The 24,759-nt window shown below is 73.2% G+C and carries 21 protein-coding genes; 5 read left to right on the top strand and 16 right to left on the bottom strand.

Features of this window, described 5'->3' with window-relative positions:
* Position 1 precedes the first annotated feature (1 nt).
* Both H7H31_RS06275 and H7H31_RS06270 read right to left on the bottom strand, forming a co-directional pair.
* Entirely contained in the window at positions 2 to 658 is a 657-nt protein-coding gene (locus H7H31_RS06275) for a maleylpyruvate isomerase N-terminal domain-containing protein (RefSeq protein ID WP_187060244.1), read from the bottom strand.
* A 220-nt stretch (positions 659 to 878) separates the two neighbouring features.
* Positions 879 to 3,698 carry an alpha/beta hydrolase gene (locus tag H7H31_RS06270; protein WP_372455960.1) on the bottom strand — a complete coding sequence of 940 codons (2,820 nt, stop codon included), beginning with the start codon at positions 3,696 to 3,698 and terminating at the stop codon, positions 879 to 881.
* Positions 3,699 to 4,716: 1,018 nt separating this feature from the next.
* On the opposite strand from H7H31_RS06270, the gene H7H31_RS06265 reads away from it, so the two are divergent.
* On the top strand, positions 4,717 to 5,592 hold the full coding sequence (locus H7H31_RS06265) for a GNAT family N-acetyltransferase (RefSeq protein ID WP_187060610.1): 876 nt from the start codon (positions 4,717 to 4,719) through the stop codon (positions 5,590 to 5,592).
* A gap of 150 nt (positions 5,593 to 5,742) precedes the next feature.
* Here H7H31_RS06265 and H7H31_RS06260 read toward each other — a convergent pair whose 3' ends face one another.
* The 11 genes from H7H31_RS06260 to H7H31_RS06210 form a co-directional block, all read right to left on the bottom strand.
* Positions 5,743 to 6,528, bottom strand: a complete 786-nt coding sequence (locus H7H31_RS06260) for a sirohydrochlorin chelatase (protein ID WP_187060609.1) — start codon at positions 6,526 to 6,528, stop codon at positions 5,743 to 5,745.
* 10 nt (positions 6,529 to 6,538) lie between these two features.
* On the bottom strand, positions 6,539 to 7,531 hold the full coding sequence (locus H7H31_RS06255; RefSeq protein WP_187060608.1) for an ABC transporter permease: 993 nt from the start codon (positions 7,529 to 7,531) through the stop codon (positions 6,539 to 6,541).
* On the bottom strand, positions 7,518 to 8,312 hold the full coding sequence (locus tag H7H31_RS06250; RefSeq protein WP_187060607.1) for an ABC transporter ATP-binding protein: 795 nt from the start codon (positions 8,310 to 8,312) through the stop codon (positions 7,518 to 7,520). The genes H7H31_RS06255 and H7H31_RS06250 overlap by 14 nt, the downstream gene beginning before the upstream one ends.
* A gap of 78 nt (positions 8,313 to 8,390) precedes the next feature.
* A complete protein-coding gene (locus H7H31_RS06245) occupies positions 8,391 to 9,521 on the bottom strand; it encodes an aliphatic sulfonate ABC transporter substrate-binding protein (protein WP_187060606.1) in 1,131 nt (376 codons plus the stop codon).
* A 233-nt stretch (positions 9,522 to 9,754) separates the two neighbouring features.
* Positions 9,755 to 11,224 (bottom strand): sulfate adenylyltransferase subunit 1, encoded by a 1,470-nt coding sequence (locus H7H31_RS06240; protein ID WP_187061080.1) that lies wholly within the window; start codon positions 11,222 to 11,224, stop codon positions 9,755 to 9,757.
* Between the two features lie 2 nt (positions 11,225 to 11,226).
* Entirely contained in the window at positions 11,227 to 12,162 is a 936-nt protein-coding gene (gene cysD, locus H7H31_RS06235) for a sulfate adenylyltransferase subunit CysD (protein WP_187061079.1), read from the bottom strand.
* Between the two features lie 50 nt (positions 12,163 to 12,212).
* Positions 12,213 to 12,836, bottom strand: a complete 624-nt coding sequence (gene cysC / locus H7H31_RS06230) for an adenylyl-sulfate kinase (RefSeq protein ID WP_187061078.1) — start codon at positions 12,834 to 12,836, stop codon at positions 12,213 to 12,215.
* 32 nt (positions 12,837 to 12,868) lie between these two features.
* Positions 12,869 to 13,576 (bottom strand): phosphoadenylyl-sulfate reductase, encoded by a 708-nt coding sequence (locus tag H7H31_RS06225; RefSeq protein ID WP_187061077.1) that lies wholly within the window; start codon positions 13,574 to 13,576, stop codon positions 12,869 to 12,871.
* Complete coding sequence (locus tag H7H31_RS06220) at positions 13,563 to 13,763, bottom strand: hypothetical protein (RefSeq protein ID WP_187117828.1); 201 nt, start codon at positions 13,761 to 13,763, stop codon at positions 13,563 to 13,565. Before H7H31_RS06220 ends, H7H31_RS06225 begins: the two co-directional genes overlap by 14 nt.
* Complete coding sequence (locus tag H7H31_RS06215) at positions 13,760 to 15,478, bottom strand: nitrite/sulfite reductase (protein ID WP_187061076.1); 1,719 nt, start codon at positions 15,476 to 15,478, stop codon at positions 13,760 to 13,762. Before H7H31_RS06215 ends, H7H31_RS06220 begins: the two co-directional genes overlap by 4 nt.
* Positions 15,479 to 16,001: 523 nt before the next feature.
* Positions 16,002 to 16,658 carry a GNAT family N-acetyltransferase gene (locus tag H7H31_RS06210; RefSeq protein WP_187061075.1) on the bottom strand — a complete coding sequence of 219 codons (657 nt, stop codon included), beginning with the start codon at positions 16,656 to 16,658 and terminating at the stop codon, positions 16,002 to 16,004.
* 90 nt (positions 16,659 to 16,748) lie between these two features.
* Between H7H31_RS06210 and H7H31_RS06205 the strand changes: the two genes are divergently transcribed.
* Positions 16,749 to 18,149, top strand: a complete 1,401-nt coding sequence (locus tag H7H31_RS06205; RefSeq protein ID WP_187117827.1) for a YihY/virulence factor BrkB family protein — start codon at positions 16,749 to 16,751, stop codon at positions 18,147 to 18,149.
* A gap of 216 nt (positions 18,150 to 18,365) precedes the next feature.
* Here H7H31_RS06205 and H7H31_RS06200 read toward each other — a convergent pair whose 3' ends face one another.
* The 3 genes from H7H31_RS06200 to H7H31_RS06190 form a co-directional block, all read right to left on the bottom strand.
* Positions 18,366 to 18,716, bottom strand: coding sequence for an ArsR/SmtB family transcription factor (locus H7H31_RS06200; protein WP_187062707.1), 351 nt, complete (start codon positions 18,714 to 18,716; stop codon positions 18,366 to 18,368).
* Positions 18,717 to 18,879: 163 nt separating this feature from the next.
* Positions 18,880 to 19,254: an ATP-binding protein gene (locus tag H7H31_RS06195; protein ID WP_176166495.1), complete on the bottom strand. Its 375-nt coding sequence runs from the start codon at positions 19,252 to 19,254 to the stop codon at positions 18,880 to 18,882.
* 148 nt (positions 19,255 to 19,402) lie between these two features.
* Positions 19,403 to 19,753, bottom strand: a complete 351-nt coding sequence (locus H7H31_RS06190) for an ArsR/SmtB family transcription factor (protein ID WP_187062706.1) — start codon at positions 19,751 to 19,753, stop codon at positions 19,403 to 19,405.
* A 500-nt stretch (positions 19,754 to 20,253) separates the two neighbouring features.
* Between H7H31_RS06190 and rsgA the strand changes: the two genes are divergently transcribed.
* The 3 genes from rsgA to H7H31_RS06175 all read left to right on the top strand — a co-directional run bounded on the left by rsgA (position 20,254) and on the right by H7H31_RS06175 (position 24,759).
* Positions 20,254 to 21,447, top strand: coding sequence for a ribosome small subunit-dependent GTPase A (gene rsgA / locus H7H31_RS06185; RefSeq protein WP_187062705.1), 1,194 nt, complete (start codon positions 20,254 to 20,256; stop codon positions 21,445 to 21,447).
* 418 nt (positions 21,448 to 21,865) lie between these two features.
* Positions 21,866 to 23,308, top strand: a complete 1,443-nt coding sequence (locus H7H31_RS06180; protein ID WP_372455961.1) for a dihydrolipoyl dehydrogenase family protein — start codon at positions 21,866 to 21,868, stop codon at positions 23,306 to 23,308.
* Between the two features lie 320 nt (positions 23,309 to 23,628).
* Positions 23,629 to 24,759, top strand: a complete 1,131-nt coding sequence (locus H7H31_RS06175; RefSeq protein WP_187062703.1) for a hypothetical protein — start codon at positions 23,629 to 23,631, stop codon at positions 24,757 to 24,759.

Genomic DNA, 24,759 nt, shown 5'->3' with positions numbered 1-24,759 from the left:
CTCAGCCGATGACGAACGGCAACCTCTCGGCCAGCGCGCCGAGTTCGGCCTCCTCCGCCGCCGTCGGCGCCCGCCGCCCGGTGCCGACCAGGAGCACGTCCCGGTCGCTGAACGACGCGGGGAACGTCGTGCCCGCGATCGTCTCCAGCGTGGCCCGGCAGTGGGCGAGAGCCTCGGCGGGCGGGCCCGCGACGTCCGGGAGGTGGGCGACCAGGTCGAGGTGGTGCAGCGTCCACTCCAGGACGTAGGCGGTACGGAAGTCGCGCACCGTCAACACCATGTCCTGGGTGGACACCAGGGCGTCGGGATCGGCGAGTTCGGCCGCGCGCCCGGCGGCGGAGCCGACGTCGTCGAGGTGGAAGGTGAGCAGGTTCGGCTGTTCGTACGCGGCGGCCAGCCGGACGATCAGTGCGTCGAGCGGGTCGTCACCGGTCGGCGGCTGCTGCGTGACGCTCCAGTACGTCACCGCGTCGGCGGTCGGCTCCGTCGTGGCGGGGGTGGCGAGGGTGATCAGGACGTCCTGCGCGTCGATGACCAGGTGGCAGACGAGGTCGCGGACGAGCCAGCCGGCGCAGCCCGACGGCTGCTCGAAGGCTTCTTCAGGGAGTTCGGCGACCGCCGCGCGCAGCGCCGCCCAGGAGTGCGAGAAGAGATCCACCCGGGCACGGTAGTGCGGCCCACGACGGGCGAACAAACGAATTCGGCGCGGCCCGCCGGCCTGCGGGGAAGAGTGCGCACACGCGCGCCTCGCCCCCACGCCGATCGGCGTGGGGGCGAGGCAACTCATCTGTCACGATGGAGGGTTGGCGAGCCGCAGGCAGCCGCTGGGGCGTCCGCGGCGTGCGCCGGGCGGCGTGCGTCCGACGCCGGTCGCGGAGCTAGGAAGCGTCCCGCACCGTCCCGGTGACCAGCGGGCCCTCGTACTCCGTGCCGTCATCGTCGGAGGTGACCAACCGGGCCTGGAGCAGCTCGTCCGGCTCGGTGAGCGCGTCCTTGACGGTCGGCACGGTCACCACCGCGCTCAGCTTCCCCTCCTCCACCGGCACCGGGATGACCGGTGGCTCGGTCGCCCGGGAGAGCGGGCGGGCGGGCTTCTGGTCCTCGTAGAAGACCTCCTCGAACCAACTCTTCTCGACGTCGACGCTGGACAGCTCGGCCCCACTGGCCGGGGCCTGGAGGCGCAGTACGGACCAGATGTCCGTGTCGGCGGCCTCGGACAGCGTCACCCGCCAACTCAGCGCCTGCCCCTCGGTGACCCGGTCCTTGACCGGTGTCACCGTGACCTTCGGCATCGGGTCGTCGTCGCGTACGAGAACCCCGCCGTGGTGGGAGCCGACCGCCGTGCCGCGCAGCGCGCGTGCCGTGACCCAGTACCCGGAGTCGGCGCCGTAGCGGGTGTTGCCCCGCACGGAGAACCGAACGTCGATGGTCTGGCTGCCCGGGCGCACCGTCACCGTCCGGTAGGTGAGCTTGCCCGTCGTGCGGTCGGTGGTGGACAGCCGGACCTGGCCGGTGCCGTGGCCGGCGACGCGGATGGGCACCCGGTGCGTGCGGACGCCCGCGTCACCCTCCTTGACCTCCGCCTTGCCGATGTCGATGCGGGGCAGGGCGGCGGGCCGGGCCGTGGGCGTGCCGGGGCTCCAGCCCCACGCGTCCACCAGCCAGGCGCGACCGGGGCCGCCGCGCGGCGTCAACTCCAGCGAGGCGACCCGCTTCAGGTCGAGCCCCGCCCGCGCGGCGGCCGACAGCGGCACCCGCACCTCACGTCCCCACAGGGACGCGGTCCGGTCGGTGCCCGGCAGCCCGTCCACGCGCACCCGGCCCAGCGTCGCGCGGTGGCCCGCCGCGTCGGTGAGGGTGACGTCGAGCGAGGTGCCCGAGGTGTTGGGCGGCACCATCACGCGCAGGGCCAGCGCCTGGGAGCCGGCGACCGAGACCGGCCGGGGCAGGCCGATGCGGGCCGGGGTGCCGGCCTTGGACCAGCGCAGCGCGACCGCGTGCCGCTCCGGCTCGCCGGGCGTGTACCGGAGCGAGAAGTGCGGGGACTGCTGGCTGGTCTCGGGCGGCAGGCAGGGCGCGCCGGCGGTGTTCTCGTCCGCGTCCACCTGTACGCACATCCGCGCGCCGGTGACCTTCAGCGAGGTGTGCGGTACGACCAGCGGCGTGCGCCGCCCGCCGACCGCGTGGCTGAGCACCCGCGCCGGGCCCGCCGACGGCGCCCGCCGCTGGGACCCGTCGAGCAGCGGGCGCACCCGGTCGTCGCCCGCGACGAACAGGCGGGCGGCGGCGGCGATGTAGGTGGCCCCGGCCCGCTGCTGGTCGGCGGCGCTCAGCCGGGTCTTGGCGCTCGGCGCGCAGACCCGGTCCGGTGCCTCGGGGTCTTCGTAGAAGTCGTCGTCGGCCGGCGCCTCGGCCTGGCCTGGCGTCCACTCCGTGTTGAAGAAGTTGTGGTTGGCGCCCACCATGTACAGCGCGCTGTGCAGGGCGGTGCCACGGCTGACGCCGCGCGTGCCGTCCGCGTACACCTGGCCCTGGAGGTCGGACACGTCCCCGTCGCAGCCCGGCAGGATGGTCGCCGACGGCACGTCGGGTACGGGGTTCTGCCCGAAGATGGTCGGGCCGATCAGGACGTTGCCGCGAACGCGCCAGCGCACCGGGCCCCGGTAGCCGTCCTGCGCCGCCGGCGGGCGGCTGAGGCTGTCGAGCGCGGCGCGGTTGACGCCCTCGCCGCCGCGCGAGTGGCCCACCAGCAGCACGCGGGACAGGTCGGCCGGTGCCACCGCGCGCACCGCGCGCGGGGCTCCCTTCGGCTTGTCGGCCCACCCCGCCCAGCGGGCCAGGTGCTGGCGCACCAGCGAGGAGCGCGCCTGGGCCCCGCCGTCTTCCACGACGTCGTCCTGGCCGTTGATGCCGTTGGCCGAGATGGAGACCGTCACGTAGCCCTGCGAGGCGAGCAGCTTCTGGGCCTGGAGGTAACCGCGGTAGCTGGGTACCGGCTTGCTGCCGGCCGCGCACGGCCAGTCGCCGGTCTGGTCGTCCGCGGACGGGCCGAAGCACGTGTAGTGGCGGCCGTGCAGGAACAGCGCCAACGGCCGGCGGCCGGGGGCGTTCGTCGGGCCCACGACCGTGGCGCGCATTTCCACCGGCTTGGCGAAGTCGGGGAGCCGCACGGCCGGCAGGTCGTACTCGCCGCTGGTGGTGCGGTAGCGGCCCGGTACGCCGGGGTCGACCGGGCCTACGGGCAGGGCCGCCGGTGGCTCGGCGGGGGTGGTGGGCCGGGCGGTGCGCGGGGCGCGGTGCCGGGGGGCCGCGTCCAGGCGGCGACCGCCGGCCCGGACCTGGAGCTCGTCCGTGAGCTGGGCCCGGGCGTCGTCGAGCGGCAGCCGGAACGTCCTGCCGTCCTTCGCCGCCGTCGGCCGGCCGATGAGCCGGTCGCCGGCGTAGAACTCGACGCGGGCGTCGCCCATGGGCACCGGTTCGCGCGAGCGCCAGACCAACTCCCGGTCGGCGCCCTCCCCGTCGAGCCGCCAACCCGCCGGAAGGCGCTCGGCGGTGACGCCCGACGGGGCGGTGGGTATGTGGGTGCCGGGTTGCTGCTGTGGCACGGGTCTCGGCGCCGCGTGCGCCAGCCCGGGCAACCCGGCCGCCAGCGCGAACACCGCGGCCGTGGCGGTGATCACGCGCGGAACACGGATCAAGGTGGACCTCCTCATGGATCGGCGTTGATCGGTGAGATCAGCCGGAGGACCCACGAGGCGGCGGGCCTCCGCTACCGCGGAGGATGCCGACCGTGCTCCACGGGTTGCCTGCCGCCCACACCGCGTCCGAGACGTCACATCCGACGGCGAAATCTGTCCGAAAGCGGACTTGTGGGGCGGAGAGTGAGCGGCTTCAACGGCGCGTACAAGCCAACCGGTTGAGCCGCGCGGGAGAGCGGGCCGGGCGGCGCGCCACCGAGGCGTGCGGGCCGCATACACATGCGGGACCACGCACATGGTGCATAGGTAAATTGTGTCAGTTATTGCCAAGGAAGCAGACCGAAGTGCGCGACTTACGCCGCATACGGGCGACATGTGAGGCGTTGGATATGTCACAACGCCTCAACTTGGTTGTGTCGGCCGCCGCCGGTCGGCCAGAGTTTCGAGTCTCCTCGGGGGTGGCCGTGGCCGCGCCCGACGGAGCGGGGAAGCCGCGTGCCGCCGGTCGGTCGCGCGCGCCCCCAGGTGTCCGGCCGTCGCGCCCAACCCCCACGGGGCGCGACGGCCGGCCCCTTGCCTCCTGGTCTTTCCGCCGCGTTGCCGGCGGGTCGGCGGGCCTCCCCCATGTGGACGCGCTCGCGTGCTGACGTGCCGTCGCGCTGACGTGTCGTCGTACGGACGCGCCCGCCGCAAGGAGGCCGACAGGGTCGCCCAACATCCGGTTCCCGCCCGCGAGTCGCCCGCTCGCCGCACGCGGTCGTGGTCACTGTCCGTGTGGGATGCGCCACATCCGAGGCGGCCGGGAAGGATCGCGAGGGGCCCGTCACGCCCGCTGACCGGCCAGTAAACCCGCCCCGCCGCCTCGCCGCGTTAGGTCGGTCACACCCCCGCTCACCTGCGGCTATTGCGCGGAAGTACCCCTTGTTCTGTTGGCCGGCGAGTTACCTTACCGCAACGTAGCGTGCTTAAGCTTTCCTCTGATCCTGGCACCCGCCACGAGAAGCGAGGACGACTGACAGTGGGCACGTTACGACTGACCGCAGCCGATCTGCGGGGATTCTCGGCGCCGCCCAAGGTGCGCAACCTGCACAACGGCTACCGCTCAGCCAGTTGGACCGCCCCGGCCAAGCTGGCCGACGGCTGCCGCGAGCGGATCTTCGACGTGGTGGCCGACGTCGCCACCCGGACCTTCGAGACCGACCACTCCAACTACTGGAAGGCGCGCAAGGAACAGAACTTCTTCGACCAGGTCTCCAACTTCACGCTGACCCTGGCGCCGGACGACGAGGTCGTCGGCTGGGCGGGGTACCAGCGCAAGCGTTTCTTCGGCAAGCGCGTGGTCTACCTGGACGCGGCGGGCCTGCTGCCCGCGCACCGGCGCTCCAAGCTGTCGGCCCGGGTGCAGGCGCGGTTCCTGATCACCGAGGTCCTGTTGCGGAACCCGTTCGGACACACCTACGTGGTCCTGCGGACCCAGAACCCGGGCATACACGCCGGGTTCACCAAGACCTTCGGCCCCGACCGCGTCTTCCCGCAGCCCGACCGCCCGGTGCCGGAGCAGGTGCAGCGCCTCGGCGTCGCCACCATGCGGTGGCTCGGCCACCGGCCCGAGCAGATCGACGCCGAGAAGCTCGTGGTCAGGGAGGCCCTGGGCGGCCTGCTGTCCCAGCTCTACGGGCAGGCGCCACGCAGCGGCGACCCCGAACTCGACGGGTTCTTCGCCGAGCGCATCGGCACCACGGACTGCTTCGCCCTGATCACCAAGGCCAGCGCCGGCCCGCTGCTGGCGTTCATGGCCCGCGAGGCCAGCCGCCAGGCGGCCACCCGGCTGGGGCGCCACCTCGGCGTCGCGCTGGGCGGCGTACGACACGCCATGCGCCGCGTCTCCCGCTGACGGCGCACCCGGGCCCGAGCGCGGGCCCGGCCCCTGACCGCACGTGGGGCAACGCCGCCGTGGAGCAGAGCATGGCAACGTTGCCCACCACCCTCCCGGCCGGTCACCCTCACCGGCCGGGCCCTAACCGACGCCGGTCAGGTCGTACGGTCAGGCGCTGAGCGGTACGCCCAACGGCGTGCGCACCGCTCGCGCCTGACGCGCCTGCTCGTAGCGGCGCAGCACCAGCGCCGCCACCTCCGGAGCCGGCCCGAGCACGTCGGCCAGCACGTCGGCGCCGGCCCGCGCGGCCCCGTCCGCGATGCGGTCGGGCAGCCGCCCGGGCGCGATGACGTACGGCGCGACGGCCACCCGCCGGGCGCCGTCGGCGCGCAGCGCGCGCACCGCGTCCTCGGTCCGTGGGACCGAGGTGAGCGGGGCTGCCGCGGAGGCGAACGCAGGCCGCACGGCGCACCAACCGGTGTGCCGCCACTCCCGCGCGATTTCTGCGATCACTGCGATCGCCTCCGGGTCTGAGGAGCCCGCCGAGGCCAACACGACCCCGGTGGTGCCGCGGTCGCCGGGGCGCACCCCGGCTTCCGAGAGGCGCCGCTCAAGGGCGGCGCCGAGCAGCGCGGACGGGCCGAGCACCGCCGCCTGCCGCACGCTCAGGCGCGGCAGCGCGGCGCGGGCCGCGTCGAGCACCGCGGGGATGTCGGCCTTGGCGTGGAAGGCGTGGGTGAGCAGCAGCGGCACCGCCACCACGTCCCGTACGCCGTCGGCCGCCAGCCGCGACAGCACCTGTGACACGCTCGGCGCGCAGAAGTCCAGGTAGCCGACCTCCACCCGCAGCCCCGGCCGCAGCGCCCGGACCCGAGCGGTGAGCTCGGTGACGGTCGCCGCGTGCCGCGGGTCGCGGCTGCCGTGCGCGATGATCACCAGTGCTGTCGCATGCATCGACGTTCCCCTAGCGGTTGCTGGCCAGCAGGCCGCGGCTGCGCAGCACCCGCCGCTCGATCGGCGCGAAGATCAGCAACTCGATGCCGATGCCCACGATGAGGATGAGCAGGATCGCCGCCAGCACCAGCGACATGTCCGAGTCCACCCGCGCCTGGTCCAGCAACTGGCCGAGCCCGGTGCCCAGCTCCGGCGAGGTCGCGATCAGCTCGGCCGCCATCAGCGAGCGCCAGGAGAACGCCCACCCCTGCTTGAGCCCGGCGATGTAGCCGGGCAGCGCGGCCGGCAGCAGCACGTGGCGGATGCCGGCGAACCCGGTGGCCCCGATGGTGCGGCCCGCGCGCAGGTACAGCGGCGGAATCTGGTCGACCCCCGCGACCAGCCCGTTGGCGATCGAGGGCACCGCCCCGAGCAACACCACCGCGTAGATCGTGGAGTTGGTCAGCCCGAACCAGATGATCGCCGCCGGCACCCAGGCCACCGAAGGCAGCGACTGGAGGCCGGAGAGGATCGGGCCGATGGCCGCGCGCACGAACCGCACCCGCGCCACCAGGAGACCCAGCGGCGTGCCGATGATCAGCGAGGCCGCGAAGCCGAGCGCGCCGCGCGAGACGCTCTCCCACACGTAGCCCAGCAGCGTGCCGTCCAGCCACTTGTCCTGGAGGGCCCGCGCCACGTCGGCGGGGCTGGGCAACTGGTAGTGCGGCTTGACCTCGAAGTGGTAGGCGAGCTGCCAGGCCGTCAGGACCAGGGCGATCGCCACCACGGGCGGCACGACCTTGTCGAGCAGCACCCGGGCCAGCGGCACCCGGGTCCTGGTCTGGGTGTCCAGCGCGTCCAGGCCAGCCTCCAGGCCGGCGAGCTGGTCCGGGGTGCCCTCGGCCGCGTCGGTCGCGGCCGGCTCCTTGGTGACGGTGGTGCCGGCGGCGGGACCCGTCGCCCGGGACTCCGAGCCCGCTGGGCCCGCCGGTCCCGTGGAGGCGGAGTTGTCAGTGCTGGCCATGGCGCCGGATCTCCCCACGGAGCTGCTCGGTGATCTCTACGGACAGGTCGGCGACCGCGGCGTCCTCGATGCGCCGCGGGTGGGGTATGTCCACGGTCCACTCGCGGGCGATCCGGCCGGGCCGCGAGGAGAGCAGCACCACGCGCTGGGCGAGCCGTACCGCCTCGCTCACGTTGTGCGTGACGAACAGCACCGAGACGTGCGTCTCGGCCCAGATGCGGGTCAGCTCCTCGTGCAGCACGTCCCGGGTGATGGCGTCGAGGGCCGCGAACGGCTCGTCCATCAGCAGCAGCTTGCTGTCCTGGGCCAGCGCCCTGGACAGCGCCACCCGCTGCCGCATGCCGCCGGACAGCTCGTGCACCCGCTTGCCGTACGCGCCCTTGAGCCGCACCAGGTTCAGCAGCCGCTCGGCCTCCGGGCGCCGCTCCGCGCGCGGCACCCCCCGCATCCGCAGCGCCAACTCGATGTTCCTGCCGGCCGTCAGCCACGGGAACAGCGCGTGTTCCTGGAACATCAGGGCCGGCCGCCCGCCCGGCACGTCGATGCTGCCGACGGTCGGCTTGTCGAGCCCGGCGACCAGGTTGAGCAGCGTGGACTTGCCGCACCCGGAGGCGCCGAGCAGGCAGACGAACTCGCCGGGCGCGACGTCCAGCGCGATGTCGTCGAGCACCTGCTGCCGGGCGCCGGGGCGGCCGAACGACTTGGAGACGTGGTCGATGCGCGCGGCGTAGCCGCTGGACCGTTCCGTCGTGACGGGCTGTTGGGTGAGCGTGGCGGTCATGGCGTCACCTCCTGGGAAGGGGGCCGGTGGGCGGTAGGACGTGGGGGGCGGCGCGTGGGGGGTGGCGAGTAGCGCGTGCTAGCTGGCGCCGAGCCCGGCGTCCTCGACCTCGGGCTTGCCCGCGGCCTTGAGCACCTTGTTCAGCAGTGTGAGGTCGTAGATGCCGTCGAGCTTGGGCTTCTCCAGCAAGCCCGCTTCGACGGCGTGCTCCGCCTCGTCCCGCAGCGTCTTGGCGAGCGGGTCGTTGGTGACGTCCACGTTCTTGAACGCCGGGTCGAGGACCTTGGCGTCCAACTGGCTCCCGGTCAGGTTCTTCAGGGCCGCGTTGACCTGCTTCTTGGCCGCGTCCGGGTTGGCCTTGATCCAGTCGTTGGTGCGCACCGAGCCGCGCAGCACCGCCTCGACGACCTTCGGGTGCTCCTTGAGGAACTTCTGCGAGACGATCACGTTGGTGATGACGAACTTGCCGTCCTCCCACAGGTCACGCTCGTCCAGGATGACCTTGCCGCCCTCGGCCACCAGCTTGGAGGCGGTCGGCTCCGGCACCCACGCCCCGTCGATCCCGCCCTGCTTGAAGGTGGTGGGGATCTCCTTGTTGTCCTGTCGGATCACCGACACGTCGCCCTTGCCGGTCTGGGCGTCGACGTCGTAACCCTTCTCGGACAGGTAATTCAGCAGCGCGACGTCCTGCGTGTTGCCCTTCTGCGGGGTCGCGATCCGCTTGCCCTCCAGGTCGGCGGGCGTCTTGATCTTGTCCGGGTTGGCGACGAGCGAGACGCCGCCGGAGGCGGAGCCGCCGATGATGCGCAGGTTCTGGCCGCCGGACTTGGTGTAGCCGTTGATGGCGGGCGACGGGCCGATCCAACCGATGTCGATGGAGCCGGCGTTGAGCGCCTCGATCTCCGAGGGTCCGGCGTTGAACGTGAACGGCTTGATCTGGGTGCCGCCCAACTCCTTCTGGATCAGCCCCTCCTGGATGCCCACCAGCGGCGTGGCGTGCGTGACGTTGGCGAAGTAGCCGATCCGCACCGAGTCCAGGCCGTCGATCTTGGCCCCCTTGGCCTTCGCCGCGGGCTTCTTCCCGTCGTCCTCCTTCTCCGAACCGTAGCCGCAGGCGCCCAGCGCGCCGATCAGCAGCGGGGCCAGGGCGGTGGCGGCCAGGAGGCGGCGACGTGCTCTGCGGGCGCGGGACGCGGGAAGGGCAGACATGAAAGGTGGTTCCTCTCAGCGAGCCGGGGCACGCCTCAGGGCGGCCCCGGCGGTGGTTCCGGGGTACGGAAGGGCACGAGCGATCCGGCCGGGCGGCCGGGGGCGCGGGGGGTGGGGGCACAGCGGGCGGTTAGCACGCACATCGCCCGACCCCGCCCTGACCGGCGCCGAGCGCGCCGCTGCCCACGCGACCGCCCTCCTTCGCGAACGTCGAGAACGCCTCGCCCGCCATGTCACGCACCCCGTTCCGCGTCGCCGCCGGGCCGCGCGCCCGACTCCGCCGGACCGGCCGCGAACGCCTCGCCGGCCATGCCCGCGGTCAGCGTCGTGCCGTCCGCCGGATCGATGAGCAGGAAGGAGCCGGTGCGCCGGGACGCGGCGTACGCGTCAAGGGCCAGCGGCTGCGCGGTCCGCAGCACCACCCGGCCGATGTCGTTGGCGACCAATTCGCCCGGCGCCGGGTGCTGGGACAGGTCGTCGAGGGTCAGCCGCGAGGGGATGTCCTTGACGATGGCCTTGACCGTACGGGTGGTGTGCTTGAGCAGCACGCGGTCGCCGACGCGCAGCGGCCGGTCCGCCACGTGGCACACCGTCGCCGCCACGTCCTGGGTGCTGGTGGGAGCCGCGTCGGCCGGGGCGATCAGGTCGCCGCGCGAGACGTCGAGGTCGTCGGCGAGCCGCAGCGTCACCGACTGCGGCGCCCAGGCCGCGTCCACCGGGTCGCCCAGCGCGTCGATGCCCTCGATCACGCTCTCGCGCCCGGACGGCAGCACCACCACCGGCTGGCCCACCCGCAGCACGCCGGAGGCCACCTGGCCCGCGTAGCCGCGGTAGTCGGGGTGTTCGGCGGACTGCGGGCGGATGACGTACTGCACCGGGAAGCGGGCCACGTCGCGCGCCGGGTCGGCCACGACCGGCACCGTCTCCAGGTGTTCGAGCACCGTGGGGCCGCCGTACCAGTCCATGTTCGCCGACGGGGTCACCACGTTGTCGCCGGCCAGCGCCGAGATCGGGATGGCCGTGCACCACGCGTCGGCTGGGCTTGCCGAGCCCGCCGAGCCCGCCGAGCCCGCCGAGCCCGCCGAGCCCGCCGAGCCCGCCGAGCCTGCCGCGCCGGACGTGCTGACGGTGCTCCAGCCGGGGATGCCGAGCGAGGCCACGTACGCGCTGAACTCCTCGGCGATCGCGGCGAACACCGGCTCCGCGTAGTCCACCAGGTCCATCTTGTTGACGGCGAGCACGATGTGCGGCACGCGCAGCAGGGCGGCGACGGCGGCGTGCCTGCGGGTCTGCTCGACGACGCCGTTGCGGGCGTCGACCAGGACGACGGCCAGTTCGGCGGTGGAGGCGCCGGTGACCATGTTGCGGGTGTACTGCACGTGGCCCGGGGTGTCGGCGAGGATGAAGCGGCGCCGGGGTGTGGCGAAGTAGCGGTACGCGACGTCGATGGTGATGCCCTGCTCGCGCTCGGCGCGCAGCCCGTCGGTCAGCAGCGCCAGGTCGGGACCCTCCGTGCCACGGTGCCGCGAGGCGTGCTCGACCGCCTCCAACTGGTCGGCCAGCACCGACTTGGAGTCGTGCAGCAGCCGCCCCACCAGCGTGGACTTGCCGTCGTCCACGCTGCCGGCGGTCGCGAAGCGCAGCAGCGAGGTGGCCGGCGCCCGCTCGGTCGGCCCGGGCTGGCCGGTGATGATGCTCGTCATGGTTAGAAGTACCCCTCGCGCTTGCGGTCTTCCATCGCGGCCTCGGACAGCTTGTCGTCCGCCCGCGTGGCGCCCCGCTCGGTGAGTCTGGACGCGGCTATCTCCTCGATGACCTGCGAGATGGTCGCCGCCTGGGAGTCGACCGCGCCGGTGCAGGACATGTCGCCGACGGTGCGGTAGCGCACCAGGCGGCGTTCGACGCGCTCGCCCTCGCGGGGGCCGCCCCACTCGCCGGGGGCCAGCCACATGCCCGAGCGCGAGAAGACCTCGCGCTCGTGCGCGTAGTAGATCGCCGGGAGGTCGATCTTCTCCCGCTCGATGTACTGCCACACGTCCAGCTCGGTCCAGTTCGACAACGGGAAGACGCGGACGTGTTCGCCGGGGGAGTGGCGGCCGTTGTAGAGCTGCCACAGCTCGGGGCGCTGGCGGCGCGGGTCCCAGCCGCCGAACTCGTCCCGCAGCGAGAACACCCGCTCCTTGGCCCGCGCCTTCTCCTCGTCCCGCCGCCCGCCACCGAAGACCGCGTCGAAGCGGTTCCTCTCGATGGCGTCCAGCAGCGGCACCGTCTGGAGCGGGTTCCGCGTGCCGTCGGGGCGCTCGCGCAGCTCGCCGCGGTCGATGAACTCCTGTACGGAGGCCACGTGCAGCCGCAGCCCGTGCCGCTCCGCGACCCGGTCCCGGTAGTCGATGACCTCGGGGAAGTTGTGCCCGGTGTCCACGTGCAACAGCGCGAAGGGCACCGGCGCCGGCGTGAACGCCTTCAGCGCCAGGTGCAGCATCACGATCGAGTCCTTGCCGCCGGAGAAGAGGATCACCGGTCGCTCGAACTCGCCCGCCACCTCGCGGAAGATGTGCACCGCCTCGGACTCCAGGGCGTCCAGGTGAGCGAGCGCGTACGGGTTGTCGGTGTCCGCACCGACGGACGCGGGGGGTGTCATGGGGGGCTCCTCTAGGTCGCAGTGTGCGTCGTTCGCCGTGCGTGCGCCGCTCACACCATCCCCCGACTGGCCAGCAGCGCGTGCAGCGCCGCCGCGGACTCGTGGACGCCCTGCCGGTGCGTCTCGATCCGCAGGTCCGGGTCCGTCGGCGCCTCGTACGGGTCGTCCACGCCGGTCAGCCCGGAGATCTCGCCCGCCGCCTGCCTGGCGTACAGGCCCTTCACATCACGCTCGGAGCAGACCTCGACCGGCGTCGCCACGTGCACCTCCAGGTACGGCGTGCCCGCGCTCTGGTGCCGCTGGCGCACGGCCTCCCGGCTGTCGGCGTACGGGGCGATCACCGGCACCAGCGTGATGACGCCGTGCGAGGCGAGCAGTTCGGCCACGAAGCCGATCCGCTGCACGTTGGTGTGCCGGTCCGCGCGCGAGAAGCCGAGCCCGGCCGAGAGGAACTCGCGGATCTCGTCGCCGTCGAGCACCTCGACCCGGTGGCCCTCGCTGGTCAGCCGCTCGGCCAGCGCGTAGGCGATCGTCGTCTTGCCCGCGCTGGGCAGGCCGGTCAGCCACACCGTCCCGCCGACCGACCGGGCGGCCTCCACGGCGTTCGCGGTGTTCACGGCGTCCGTGTCGCGCGGGGTGTCCGCGGTGGACCCGTCTGCCGGGGCCGTGCTCATCGATGGCTCCTGGGGTATGTGTGTGTCTGTCATCAGCCGTGCAGCCCGCATTCCGTCTTGCCCCGCCCCGCCCAGCGCCCGGCCCGCGCGTCCTCGCCCGCGAGTACCCGGCGGGTGCAGGGGGCGCAGCCGACGGAGGCGTAACCGTCCATCAGCAGCGGGTTGGTGAGGACGCCGTGCTCGGTGACGTAGGCGTCCACGTCCTCCTGCGTCCAGCGGGCTATCGGCGACAGCTTCACCTTGCCGCGCCGCTCGTCCCAGCCCACCACCGGCGTGCCGGCGCGGGTCGGGGACTCGTCGCGGCGCAGGCCCGTCGCCCACGCGTCGTAGCCGGCGAGCCCCGCCTCGAGCGGCGCGACCTTGCGCAGCGCGCAGCACAGGTCCGGGTCGCGGTCGTGCAGCCGGGGCCCGTGCTCCGCGTCCTGCTCGGCCACCGTCTGACGGGGCGTCAACGTGATCAGGTTGACGTCCATCACCGCCCCCACCGCGTCCCGGGTGCCGATGGTCTCGGGGAAGTGGTAGCCGGTGTCGAGGAAGACCACGTCCACGCCGGGCCGTACGCGCGCCGCCAGGTGTGCCACGACGGCGTCCTCCATCGAGGAGGTCACGCAGAAGCGCGCGCCGAACGTCTCGACGCCCCAGCGCAGGATCTCCAGGGCCGGCGCGTCCTCCAGCTCGCGGCCCGCCCGCTCGGCCAACTCCCGTAGCGCGCCCGCCGTGCGGTGCTCAGTCGTCGTCATGACGACCACTCCTCTCGCCGGCCTCGGCGTCGTCGCGCCGCAGACCGGCAGCTAGCAGTCCTAGGAACGACAGTCGGAACGCACGGTTGCAGGAGGCACATTCCCAGGCGCCGCGGCCCTCTTCGGACGGACGGAGGTCCTCCTCGCCGCAGTACGGACAGTAGAATGGCGCGGTCCGCTCGCTCACGATAGGTCTCCTTCGGCCGCGCGGCCGACCCACTGGGCGAACCGCTCTCCGTCGGTGCGCTGGTCCTGAAAACGGGTCAGCAACCGCTCGACGTAGTCCGGGAGTTCGGCCGAGGTGACCTTGAGGCCGCGGACCTTGCGACCGAACCCGGCCTCAAGCCCGAGCGCGCCGCCGAGGTGCACCTGATAGCCCTCGACCTGGTTGCCGTCGCTGTCCGTGACCAACTGGCCCTTGAGCCCGATGTCGGCGACCTGGATACGGGCGCAGGCGTTGGGGCAGCCGTTGATGTTGATGGTGAGCGGCTCGTCGAAGTCCGGCAGCCGCCGCTCCAACTCGTCGATCAGCGCCGCGCCGCGCGCCTTGGTCTCGACGATGGCCAGCTTGCAGAACTCGATGCCGGTGCACGCCATGGTGCCGCGCCGGAACGTCGACGGGTTCACCTGGAGCTCCAGCGCCTCCAGGCCCGCGACCAGCGAGTCCACCCGGTCCCGCGCCACGTCGAGGATGATCATCTTCTGCTCGGCGGTAGTCCGCAGGCGCCCCGAGCCGTGCTCCCGCGCCAGCTCGGAGATCTTGGTGAGCGTCGCACCGTCCACGCGGCCCACCCGCGGCGCGAAACCGACGTAGTAGCGGCCGTCCCGCTGCCGGTGCACGCCCACGTGGTCGCGCCAGCGCTCGACGGGCTGCTCGGGCCCGGGCCCGTCGGTCAGCTTGCGCTTCAGGTACTCGTCCTCCAGGACCTGCCGGAACTTCTCCGCGCCCCAGTCGGCCAACAGGTACTTCAGCCGGGCGCGGTTGCGCAGCCGGCGGTAGCCGTAGTCGCGGAAGATGGAGATGACGCCGCCGAAGACGTCCGGCACCTCCTCCAGCGACACCCAGGCGCCCAGCCGCACGCCGAGCTTCGGGTTGGTGGACAGGCCGCCGCCGACCCACACGTCGAAGCCGGGCCCGTGCTCGGGGTGACGGACGCCGACGAACGCGACGTCGTTGATCTCGTGCACCACGTCGAGCAGCGGTGAGCCGGAGACCGCGGTCTTGAACTTGCGCGGCAGGTTCGAGTACGCCGGGTCGCCGATGTACCGGCGGTGGATCTCGTCGATGGCCCAACTGCCGTCGATGATCTCGTCCTCGGCGATGCCGGCGACCGGGGAGCCCAGGATGGTGCGCGGGGTGTCGCCGCACGCCTCGGTGGACGACAGCCCGACGGCCTCGAGGCGGCGCCAGATCTCGGGGACGTCCTCGATCCTGATCCAGTGGAACTGGATGTTCTGCCGGTCGGTGATGTCCGCGGTGCCGCGCGCGAACTCCTGCGATATCTCGCCGATGACCCGCAGTTGCTCGGTCGTCAGCCGCCCGCCGTCGATGCGCACCCGCATCATGAAGTAGCTGTCGTCCAGCTCCTCCGGCTCCAGGATGGCGGTCTTGCCGCCGTCGATGCCGGGCTTGCGCTGGGTGTACAGGCCCCACCAGCGCATCCGGCCGCGCAGATCGGCCGGGTCGATGGTGTCGAAACCGGTCTTGGAGTACGTCGTCTCAATGCGTGTCCGCACATTGAGACCGTTGTCGTCCTTCTTAACCTGCTCGTTGCCGTTGAGCGGAGTGAAGTGCCCCATGGCCCACTGGCCCTCGCCACGGTGGCGACCTGCCTTGCGGCGGGGCGCGGCGGCGGGGGCGCCCGGGGCCGGAGACTGCGGGCGTTCCGAATTGGCGGCCATGGCGATATGTCCTTCGGGGCGGCTTGAGGCCGTGCGGGACGGCGTGCGGCGAGCGTGGCGGATGGCGACATGGCTGAGCGCGGGCATGGGCTCAGCCAGGGGAAAGCGGGGCTGCGCTGAAACTCTCGGCTGCGCGCCAGGGCGCCGCAACCTAGCGGGCTGGGCCGGCTGAACCCCTGCCGAACCGCGCGCGAGCGGACGCGTGGCGGCCCGTGACGGGCCGGGGCGGGGTGTCGTGAGATCAACGGAACACGCACGTCCGCGGCGGCGGGGACGGCGGAAAACGCGGTGGTGCTGTGCTGTCAGCCCGCCGAACAGATGGCGCTGGACATGCGTCCGAGGTCGACGTGTCGTCGACTCACCAAGGCGATTCCAGCTCTAGACATGACGGAAGCCTGGCACGGGCCTTTGTTGACCGTCCAGCATTGTCCAATATGTGGGCGATGGAGTCTCGCAGAATGGGATGCTGTGGGGTCGCTCACACGAGTGAACGGGGTTCGCGTCGCGCCCTCACCACCCTGCCTTACGCACTGGTGGGAGCCGGGTACGCGCCCGGCCACGGCCCCGGACTGACCGGCTCCGGCTCCTCGTCGGTCGTGGTCCGGTAGACGCTGAAGCCGCGCTTCTGGTAGTTGCCGAGCGCGTGCTCGTCGTCCTTGGAGCAGGTGTGCAGCCACACCCGCCGGGTGGCGGGCAGATCCGGCCACCGCTCGCCGAGGTCCCACGCCCGCTGGACCCCGACCGACAGCAGGTGCCCGCCGATGCGCCGACCCCGGAAGGCCGGCAGCAGCCCGAAGTAGACGATCTCCACGGAGCCGGCGGAGCCGGAGGACCCGGAGGAACTGGCGGAGCCGGCGGAGCCGGAGGAGTCGGAGGAGTCGGAGGAGTCTTCCGGCGGGTTGGCCGCCAACTCGACGTACCCGGCCGGCGTGCCGCGCTCGTACGCCACCCAGGTCTCCACGCCGGGGCGGGCCAGCGCCCGCTGCCACTGGGCGTACGTCCACGCCAGCCGGTCTGTCCAGGCGATGTCCCCGCCGACGGAGGCGTACAGGAAGCGGCTGAACTCGGGGCTCGGGACCTCGGCGCGCACGATCCGCACCCCGGCGTCGGGCGCCGGCGCGGGGGAGAGGTCGCCGGGAGCGGTCTGTTCCAGATACCAGGTGGTCACGGTGGTGGTCATGCCGGCAGCCAACCACGCGGCCTTCGCCCGCCCGCGATCGGCCCAGGTCATCCGGCAAGCCAGGGGCGAAAGGACAGATACGGTGAAGACGTGCAGCCAGCGAACGAATCCCCCAGTCGGCCGACCGGTCGACTGCACAGGGCACGTGCCCTGTCGCAGCATGTGTCCAAGCGCAAGATGGCGTGGCTGCTCCTGAAGGACACCGTCAACTCCTGCCTGGAATACCGGGTCACCGGCCTCGCCGCCGAGGCGGCGTTCTTCACGCTGCTCTCGCTGCCGCCGCTGCTGCTCGGCCTCATCGGGCTGCTCGGCTACCTCGACGCCTGGACCAACACCGAGACCGTCGCCACCATCCGGGACAACATCCTCGACGCCTCGGGCACCGTCCTGTCGGACAAGGGCGTGAGCGAGATCGCCCGGCCCCTGCTCGACGACGTCATCGAGGGCGGCAGACCCGACGTGATCTCGCTCGGCTTCGCCATCGCCCTGTGGTCCGGCTCGCGCGCGGTGAACGTCTTCGTCGACACCATCACGATCATGTACGGGCTCGAAGGTCACCGCGGCATCGTCAAGACGCGGCTGCTGGCCTTCCTGCTCTACCTGGTCGCCCTGCTCGTGGGGGCGGTGGCGCTGCCGCTGATGGTGGTGGGGCCGGACGCGGTGGTGCAGATCTTCCCGCGCAGCGCGGACACCGTACGCGTCCTGTACTGGCCCGTGGTCATCCTGCTCTCCGTCGCCTTCCTGACCACGCTCTACCACGTCTCGGTGCCCGTGCGCTCGCCGTGGCGGGAGGACATCCCGGGGGCGCTGATCGCCCTGACCATGTGGGTGCTCGGCAGCTTCCTGCTCCGCATCTACCTGACCCAGACGGTCGAGGGCCCCACCATCTACGGCTCCCTCGCGGCGCCGGTGGCGGTACTGCTGTGGATCGGGGTGTCCGCGTTCGCGGTCCTGGTCGGCGCCGCGGTCAACGCCGCCCTGGACCGGGTCTGGCCCTCGGTCGCCACGGCGGCGGCCCGCGAGGAGCGCGAACGCGAGCGGCGCCGGGCGGTGGCCCGCGCCTACGCCGAGGCGGCGGCCCTGGCGGAGGACGGCGACGGGGACGGGGCGGACGCCGAGCCGCCGTCGGAGTTCCCCGAGCGCTGGGCCCAGTTCCTGCCCCCCGAGGACGTCAGGTCGCGGCTGCACGCCTGGCGCGAGCGCGAGCGCACCCAGGAGGGCGGCGCCGGGCGTCAGCGGCCCACCGCACGTGCCGAGGAGGCCGCGCGCGAGGCCGCGAGGCCGCCGCGGGACCCCGAGCGCCCACCGGCCCCGGCGACCGACCCCCGCTACCCGCCCCGCCCCAGCTACCCGCCTGGCCCCTTCCCCCCGAGCGCGTACGGCCTGGGCGAGACCGGGCCCCGGCCCGCTGACGCCGAGCCGCAGGGCCCCGCCCCGGAGCGGGGCCGCCCGACGGGCTCGGCGCGCGGCCGGCACCGCGCCGGACCGTAGGGCGGGGCGAGGCGGGCGGCGCGGTCAGGTCGGCCGACGCGGTCGGGCGGACGCGGGGCGCGCCACGGCGTCCCGCGTCCGCGCCACATGTCGGTCCCGGCCTCAGCCGGCCGCCGTGCTCCCTGCGGCGGCTCGCCACCCGCGTGGCCGGGGCGCGCGGGGCCTCAAGGCGGCGCCTCAAAGCGGCGCCTCACGGCAGCGCCTCAAGGCAGCGCCTCAGGGCGGCGGGTCGGCCCGGGCCGTCGCGGCCTGGAGGTCGGCGAGCAGTTCGGCCTGGTTGGCGAGGACGCCGGTGAGGATGGTGCGGGCCGTCGCCAGCAGTTCGGCGACGCGGGGGCTGGTCAGCGCGTAGTAGACGGTCGAGCCCTCCCGGCGGGGCACGACCAGGTTCGCCCGCCGCAACACGGCGAGCTGCTGCGACAGGTGCGCTGGCCCGACCCCCACCTCGGGCAGCAGCTCGGCGACCGCGTGCTCGCGCTGGCTCAGCAGCTCCAGTACGCGGATGCGGACCGGATGCCCGAGCGTCTTGAAGAACTCGGCCTTGAGTTGGTACAGCGGCGTGCTCATCGAACCGGCCTCCCATTCCCCCCGCGCTCGGCCGCCCACCGATGCCGGGGCCGCACGAGCCCCACGCGACGCATCCGCCCAGCATTCCTCAGCATGCGGCCATCCTCACCCGCGCACGCCGGACGGATCGACCCGGGACCACGGGCCGCCCCCCTCGCGGGGGTCACAGGGGCAGGGTGACCCAGATGCTCTTGCCGCCGCCGTCGGCGTCCTGCCGCACGCCCGCGGTGCCGGCCAGCTCCAGCGTGAGCTGGACGACGGTGGCGAGCCCGCTGCCGCCGCCGGTCATCGCGCCGTACAGCGGCGGCTGGTACGGGTGGCGGTCGTGCACCCCGAAGGCGAAGGTGTCCCGGCTCGCCGCGTACATGATGGTGATCTGGGAGGAGAGCGCGGAGGCGTGCCGCACGCTGTTGGTCACCAGCTCGCTCAGGATCAGCAGGGCCGGGTCGGTGACCGGGTGTCGCACGGCGGCGCTGATGCCCCACTCGGCCAGCGCCAGCTCGGCCGTCTCCCGGGCCACCCGCACGGCGGACGGCATGGTGGGCAGGGTCAGCAGGTGCTGGTAGGGCAGGGCGGCGAGTTCGGTCAGCCCGGCGAGTCCGATCACGGCCACTCCGCGCGCCGCGAACCGGCCACCGGCCGTGGGGACCGCGCCGGGCCAGCGGCCCCGCGCGGGACGGTGGCGCTCACCGCGCCGCCACCTTCGCCGGCTCTGCCTCCCGCAGGACGTCGAGCAACTCGTGCCGCCCGGCGAGCATCTCGGTCAGGACGCGCCGGGCGGCCCGCATCAGAGCGGCCACGTCGCCACCGGCCAGCGCGTACACGACCGTCGAACCGTCCCGCCGCGAGGTGACGAAGCCCGACCGGCGCAACACCGCGAGCTGCTGCGACAGCGCGGACGGCTCCACCTCGATCGCGGCCAACAACTCCCGCACGGGCAGCGGCCCGTCCCGCAACAGCTCCAGTACGCGTATCCGCACAGGGTGGCCCAACATGCGGAAGAACTCGGCCTTCGCCTGGTACAGCGGAACCGACACGACCCCTCGACCTCGACTTCCCCGCACTCCGGCCGGGCCGGGTGCGCCCGGCCGCGGGCCGGACGGCGGCCGGCGCGGCGACAGGCTGCTGAGCGCGGGCGCCCCTGCGCACCGCCCGCACACCATCCAACGAATTGCGAAGTTTCGCAATTCACCGAATCGGTCAAGCCCACCCCCGCGCCCGACACCCGCGGCCACCCGCGAAAAGCCCCGGGAGCGACCCCGCGAGAAGCCCCCGAGGAGCCCCGCGTGACGGCCCGTGAAAAAGCGGTGGCCGGGCCGCGCGGTCCGGGGCTAGAGTGCTCGCTGTTCCCCTCGGCGGCAGCAAGCCGCCGAAGTCAGACCGTGTGTGACGAGGAGGTGTCGACCGATGGCTGTCGTTGCGCTGGGCGCTGCCCGCTTCCGCGAGTTCATCAAGTCCACCTCCGTGGTCCCCGGCTGATCCTCTCTACGCCGCGCGTCGTCGCGCCCGGCCGGGGCCGCTCCCGAAGGGCCACCCTGTGTCTTCCTCTTCCCCTCGCTTCTCCCTTTCCTCTCTCTCCTCCGGTTCCACTGGTTCCCCTGGTTCCGACGGTCCCACTGGTTCCCTTGGTTCGTCCGACTCCTCCGCCGCGCACCCGCTCGCCCCGTACGGCTGGGACGCGCACTGGGAGGCCGAGTTCGCCCCGTACGCCGCGCAGGGGCTGGTGCCCGGGCGCGTGGTGCGGGTCGACCGTGGCCAGTGCGACAGCGTCACCCCGTACGGCCTGGTCCGCGCGGACACCGAGTACGTCACGCCGCACGACCCGCTGCGGGTGGTGTGCACGGGTGACTGGGCCGCGCTCGACCCCGACGGCAGCGACCCGCGGTACGTGCGGACGCTGCTGCCGCGCCGTACCGCCTTCGTGCGCTCCACCTCCTCGCAGCGGTCCGAGGGCCAGATCCTGGCCGCCAACGTCGACCACACCCTGATCGCCGTCTCGCTCGCGGTCGAACTCGACCTCGGGCGGGTGGAGCGGTTCCTGGCCCTGGCCTGGGAGAGCGGGGCGACGCCGCTGGTCGTGCTGACCAAGGCGGACCTGGTGGACGACGCGGCCACGCTCGGCCACCTGGTCGCCGACTGCGAGAACACCGCGCCCGGCGTGCAGGTCCTCGCGGTCAGCGCGGCCACCGGCGAGGGCGTGGACATCCTCGCCGCCTCGCTCGCCGGCGGCACGGCCGTACTGCTCGGCCAGTCCGGCGCCGGCAAGTCCACGCTGGCCAACGCGCTCGTCGGCGAGGACGCGCAGGAGGTACAGGCCACCCGCGACATGGACGGCAAGGGCCGGCACACCACCACCACCCGCAACCTGCTCGCACTGCCCTGGGGCGGGGTGCTCATCGACACCCCCGGGCTGCGCGGCGTCGGGCTGTGGGACGCGGAGGACGGCGTCGCCCGCGTGTTCTCCGAGATCGAGGCGCTGGCCGAGCAGTGCAGGTTCCACGACTGCGCCCACCAGGCGGAGCCGCACTGCGCGGTCCTCGCCGCGGTCGAGGACGGCTCGCTCCAGCAGCGCCGGCTGGACAGCTACCGCAAGCTCCTGCGCGAGAACGAGCGCATCTCGGCCCGCACCGACGCCCGGATGCGGGCCGAGATGCGGCGCGACTGGAAGCAACGGCAGGCGCTCGGCCGGCACATGATGGAACGCAAGCGGGGCGTGCAGCGCAAGCCGTGACCCGCCGGGCGCGTGACGCCACGGGGGCCGGGCCCGCTCGGACCCGGCCCCCGTGGCCGCCGTCGTACCCCGAAAGTCGCCGTCGTGCCCCGAAACCGGTTCCGAAGACCCCGGCGTACGCCCGGTCGGGGCGCCCGGCACCGCGACCCGTTGCCCATTCCGCGCCGCCGGGTGGCTCGCCCCGAGCGCCGGGGTAAGGATGGAGCCTTGCGGAGGGCGCGACCCGGGCCAGCCGACAGCGGACCGAGCAGCTCGCACCGAGCCGCGCCGAATCCGCGCCGGACCGGGTCGCGTCGCCGATGGCGTGACCGTGGCCGCGACTGTGGCCGTGGGCCCCGGTCACGCCGTAGCCGAGCCGTTGCCGAGGACCGTGGGTCCCCGTCGCCAACAGAGAGAGCGGGTTGTGATGGACGCCGCCATGGATACGTACGACGTCATCGTCCTGGGCGCTGGCCCGGTCGGCGAGAACCTGGCCGACCGGGCGCACGCACAGGGCCTGTCCGCCGTCGTCGTGGAGAGCGAACTGGTCGGCGGCGAGTGCTCGTACTGGGCCTGCATGCCCAGCAAGGCACTGCTGCGCCCGGTACTCGCGCAGGCTGACGCCCGGCGCACGCCGGGGCTGCGGCAGGCCGTGACCGGGCCGTTGGACGCGTCGGCCGTGCTGGCCCACCGTGACGCGTTCGCCTCGCACTGGAAGGACGACGGCCAGGCCCAGTGGCTGGACTCGGCGGGGATCGACCTGGTGCGCGGGCACGGACGCCTCGACGGGCCCCGGCGGGTCACGGTGACGGAGCCGGACGGCCGACAGCGCACGCTCACCGCGCGGCACGCCGTCGCGGTCTGCACCGGCAGCCGCGCCGCCCTGCCCGACCTGCCCGGGCTCGCCGACGCGCGGCCGTGGACGAGCCGCGAGGCCACCAGCGCCGCCAGCGTCCCGGGGCGGCTCGCCGTGGTGGGCGGCGGCGTCGTCGCCGTCGAGATGGCCACCGCCTGGCGGGCGCTCGGCGCCGAGGTGACCCTGCTGGTCCGTGGCCAGGGCCTGCTACCCCGGATGGAGCCGTTCGCCGGCGAACTCGTCGCCGCCGCGCTCACCGAGGCCGGCGTGGACCTCCGTACCGGCACGTCGGTGACAGACGTACGGCGCCCCGACCCGACCGGGCCCGTCACGCTCACCCTCTCCGGCGACGGGGCGGGCGCGGACGGCACCCTCGAAGCGGACGAGGTCCTCTTCGCTACCGGCCGGGCGCCGCGCACCGACGACATCGGCCTGGAGACGGTCGAGCTGACCCCCGGCGCGTGGCTCGACGTGGACGACACCTGTCAGGTGCGGGACGTGGCGGGCGGCTGGCTGTACGCGGTGGGCGACGCCAACCACCGGGCGCTGCTGACCCACCAGGGCAAGTACCAGGCGCGCGTCGCGGGCGCCGTCATCGCCGCCCGGGCGCAGGGCCTGCCGCTCCTGGAGACCGACCCGTGGGGCGCGCACGCCGCCACCGCCGACCGCGCCGGCGCTCCACAGGTCGTGTTCACCGACCCCGAGGTGGCGGCGGTGGGCCTGACCGCCGCCGAGGCGAAGCGCGCGGGCCGCCGCGTACGCGTCATCGACCAGGACCTGGGCCAGGTGGCGGGCGCCAGCCTGTACGTGGACGGCTACCGAGGCCAGGCCCGCATCGTCGTCGACCTGGACCGCGACCACCTGATCGGCGCCACCTTCGCGGGCCCCGCCGTCGGCGAACTCCTGCACTCCGCGAGCCTGGCCGTGGTGGCCGAGATCCCCATCGACCGCCTCTGGCACGCGGTGCCGGCCTATCCGACGATCAGTGAGGTGTGGCTGCGGTTGTTGGAGGCGTATCGGGGATAGGAACCACGGCGGGGTCGCGCGACGGAGGCCGCGGGCGCGTGCTGGACCCGGGCCGGGAGGCCGCCGGAGACCGAGAGCCCCTCCCCCTGGAAGCCCGGCACGTGAGCGGATCGTCCCCCGCTCCGGGTGTGGCCGCCGGGTGCAGACCCGAAGGCCCTGCACCCGGCAGGAAGCCGGAGACGGCCCCGCTGCCGCATGGCCAGGTTCGCCCGCCCACCGGTAATCGACCGGGGTGACCAGGATGCGCCCGGCCCGATCCACGTGATGGAGGCCGCGGGCGGGCTTGTGCCGTGGCGCGGGCGGGTGCCACTGTTGCCGCCATGGCCCAACCCATCCCCTTACCCGAATACGGGGCGCTACTCGCGGAGGTCCGGACGGTGAGACGGGCCGGAGTGGTGGGATTGCGCTCGTTGGACACGCCGGAGCTCTGTGGGATCGTCGACCGCCAACGCGCTGGTGGGACGGCGACGGGTACTGCCACGGTGGAGCAACTGCTGCGCACCGCCGTCTCGTGCCTCGGTGGGGGCACCCTTCAAACGGCTGCCGAATATTGTCTCGGGCTCGCCGACGGCACACGGGACTGGCCAGCGGCTGATCGTCGCCGCCGGGCCGCGCAAGTGTACGGGGTCAGCATCGAGCGGTTCCGCAAACACCATGAGCTGATGGTGCTGGGGCAGGTCACGGAGCAGGTGCTGCTCATCGCCGCTGTTCCCGTGACCGAAGTGGCCCCCGGCGGCGTTGGCGGATGCGAGACCAGTCCCGTCCCGCTCTCCGAACTCGCCCCCTCGCACCGCACGCTCCATCCGCTCGTGCACGGCCGTCGCGCCACCGTGACGGTGCACGTCCACTCGGTTGATCTGCTGAGAGAGATAGACGTCGTCGTCTCCCCGACCAACACGTACTTCGCGTTGCCCGCACCCTTCAAGGCGTCGATCGCCGCCACCCTGCGACGTGCGGGGGCGGGTAAAGACCCAACGGGACGGCTGGTTGAGGACTACGTCCACGACGAGTTGCGAGGATGGGTAGCGAGAAACGAGATGCCAGGGCGAGCGGCCCTGCCGGGAACCGTGGCGGCCACGACGGCCGGCGCACTGCGCGCGCAGGGGGTGCGGCGGATCTATCACGCGGCGGTGGCCGTCCCACGCCCCGACAGTAACGACTATGACGTCCGGCCCGCGGTCGTCGCCCAGGCCGTGGTTGCGGCGTTCGCCCTCCTAGCGCGGGAGTCCGGTCACGAGGACCCACCGCTCCTCTCCGTGTGTCTCCCGCTCCTTGGTGCGGGACGAGGTGGACTCGCACCGCTGGAGAGCTTCAACGCCCTGTGGCCCGTGGTCGAGGCCGAGTTGGCTCGTCGAGCGCCGTGGCAGATCCACTTCATCGTGCGTCAGCACGCCCATGCGGACCTCATCGAGCGGCTGCTCGCGGGCTCGGTGAATCGGTCGTCCCACTGA

The organism is Streptomyces buecherae (assembly GCF_014295035.1).
In the GTDB taxonomy this organism is placed as follows: Bacteria; Actinomycetota; Actinomycetes; order Streptomycetales; family Streptomycetaceae; genus Streptomyces; species Streptomyces youssoufiensis.
The sequence above is the reverse complement of the archived record's forward strand: the minus strand, read 5'-3'. Positions and strand labels throughout refer to the sequence as shown.

Bases quoted from the DNA above. Each gene is read 5' to 3' on its own strand.
- H7H31_RS06175 (WP_187062703.1), top strand. From the start codon at position 23,629: ATGGCCCAACCCATCCCCTTACCCGAATACGGGGCGCTACTCGCGGAG.
- H7H31_RS06195 (WP_176166495.1), bottom strand. From the start codon at position 19,254: ATGCCGTCCGCCGTGCGGGTGGCCCGGGAGACGGCCGAGCTGGCGCTG.
- H7H31_RS06250 (WP_187060607.1), bottom strand. From the start codon at position 8,312: ATGACCGCCACGCTCACCCAACAGCCCGTCACGACGGAACGGTCCAGC.
- H7H31_RS06240 (WP_187061080.1), bottom strand. From the start codon at position 11,224: ATGACGAGCATCATCACCGGCCAGCCCGGGCCGACCGAGCGGGCGCCG.
- H7H31_RS06260 (WP_187060609.1), bottom strand. From the start codon at position 6,528: ATGCATGCGACAGCACTGGTGATCATCGCGCACGGCAGCCGCGACCCG.
- H7H31_RS06215 (WP_187061076.1), bottom strand. From the start codon at position 15,478: ATGGCCGCCAATTCGGAACGCCCGCAGTCTCCGGCCCCGGGCGCCCCC.
- H7H31_RS06255 (WP_187060608.1), bottom strand. From the start codon at position 7,531: ATGGCCAGCACTGACAACTCCGCCTCCACGGGACCGGCGGGCCCAGCG.
- H7H31_RS06180 (WP_372455961.1), top strand. From the start codon at position 21,866: ATGGATACGTACGACGTCATCGTCCTGGGCGCTGGCCCGGTCGGCGAG.
- H7H31_RS06245 (WP_187060606.1), bottom strand. From the start codon at position 9,521: ATGTCTGCCCTTCCCGCGTCCCGCGCCCGCAGAGCACGTCGCCGCCTC.
- cysC (WP_187061078.1), bottom strand. From the start codon at position 12,836: ATGAGCACGGCCCCGGCAGACGGGTCCACCGCGGACACCCCGCGCGAC.
- H7H31_RS06225 (WP_187061077.1), bottom strand. From the start codon at position 13,576: ATGACGACGACTGAGCACCGCACGGCGGGCGCGCTACGGGAGTTGGCC.
- H7H31_RS06200 (WP_187062707.1), bottom strand. From the start codon at position 18,716: ATGAGCACGCCGCTGTACCAACTCAAGGCCGAGTTCTTCAAGACGCTC.
- H7H31_RS06210 (WP_187061075.1), bottom strand. From the start codon at position 16,658: ATGACCACCACCGTGACCACCTGGTATCTGGAACAGACCGCTCCCGGC.
- cysD (WP_187061079.1), bottom strand. From the start codon at position 12,162: ATGACACCCCCCGCGTCCGTCGGTGCGGACACCGACAACCCGTACGCG.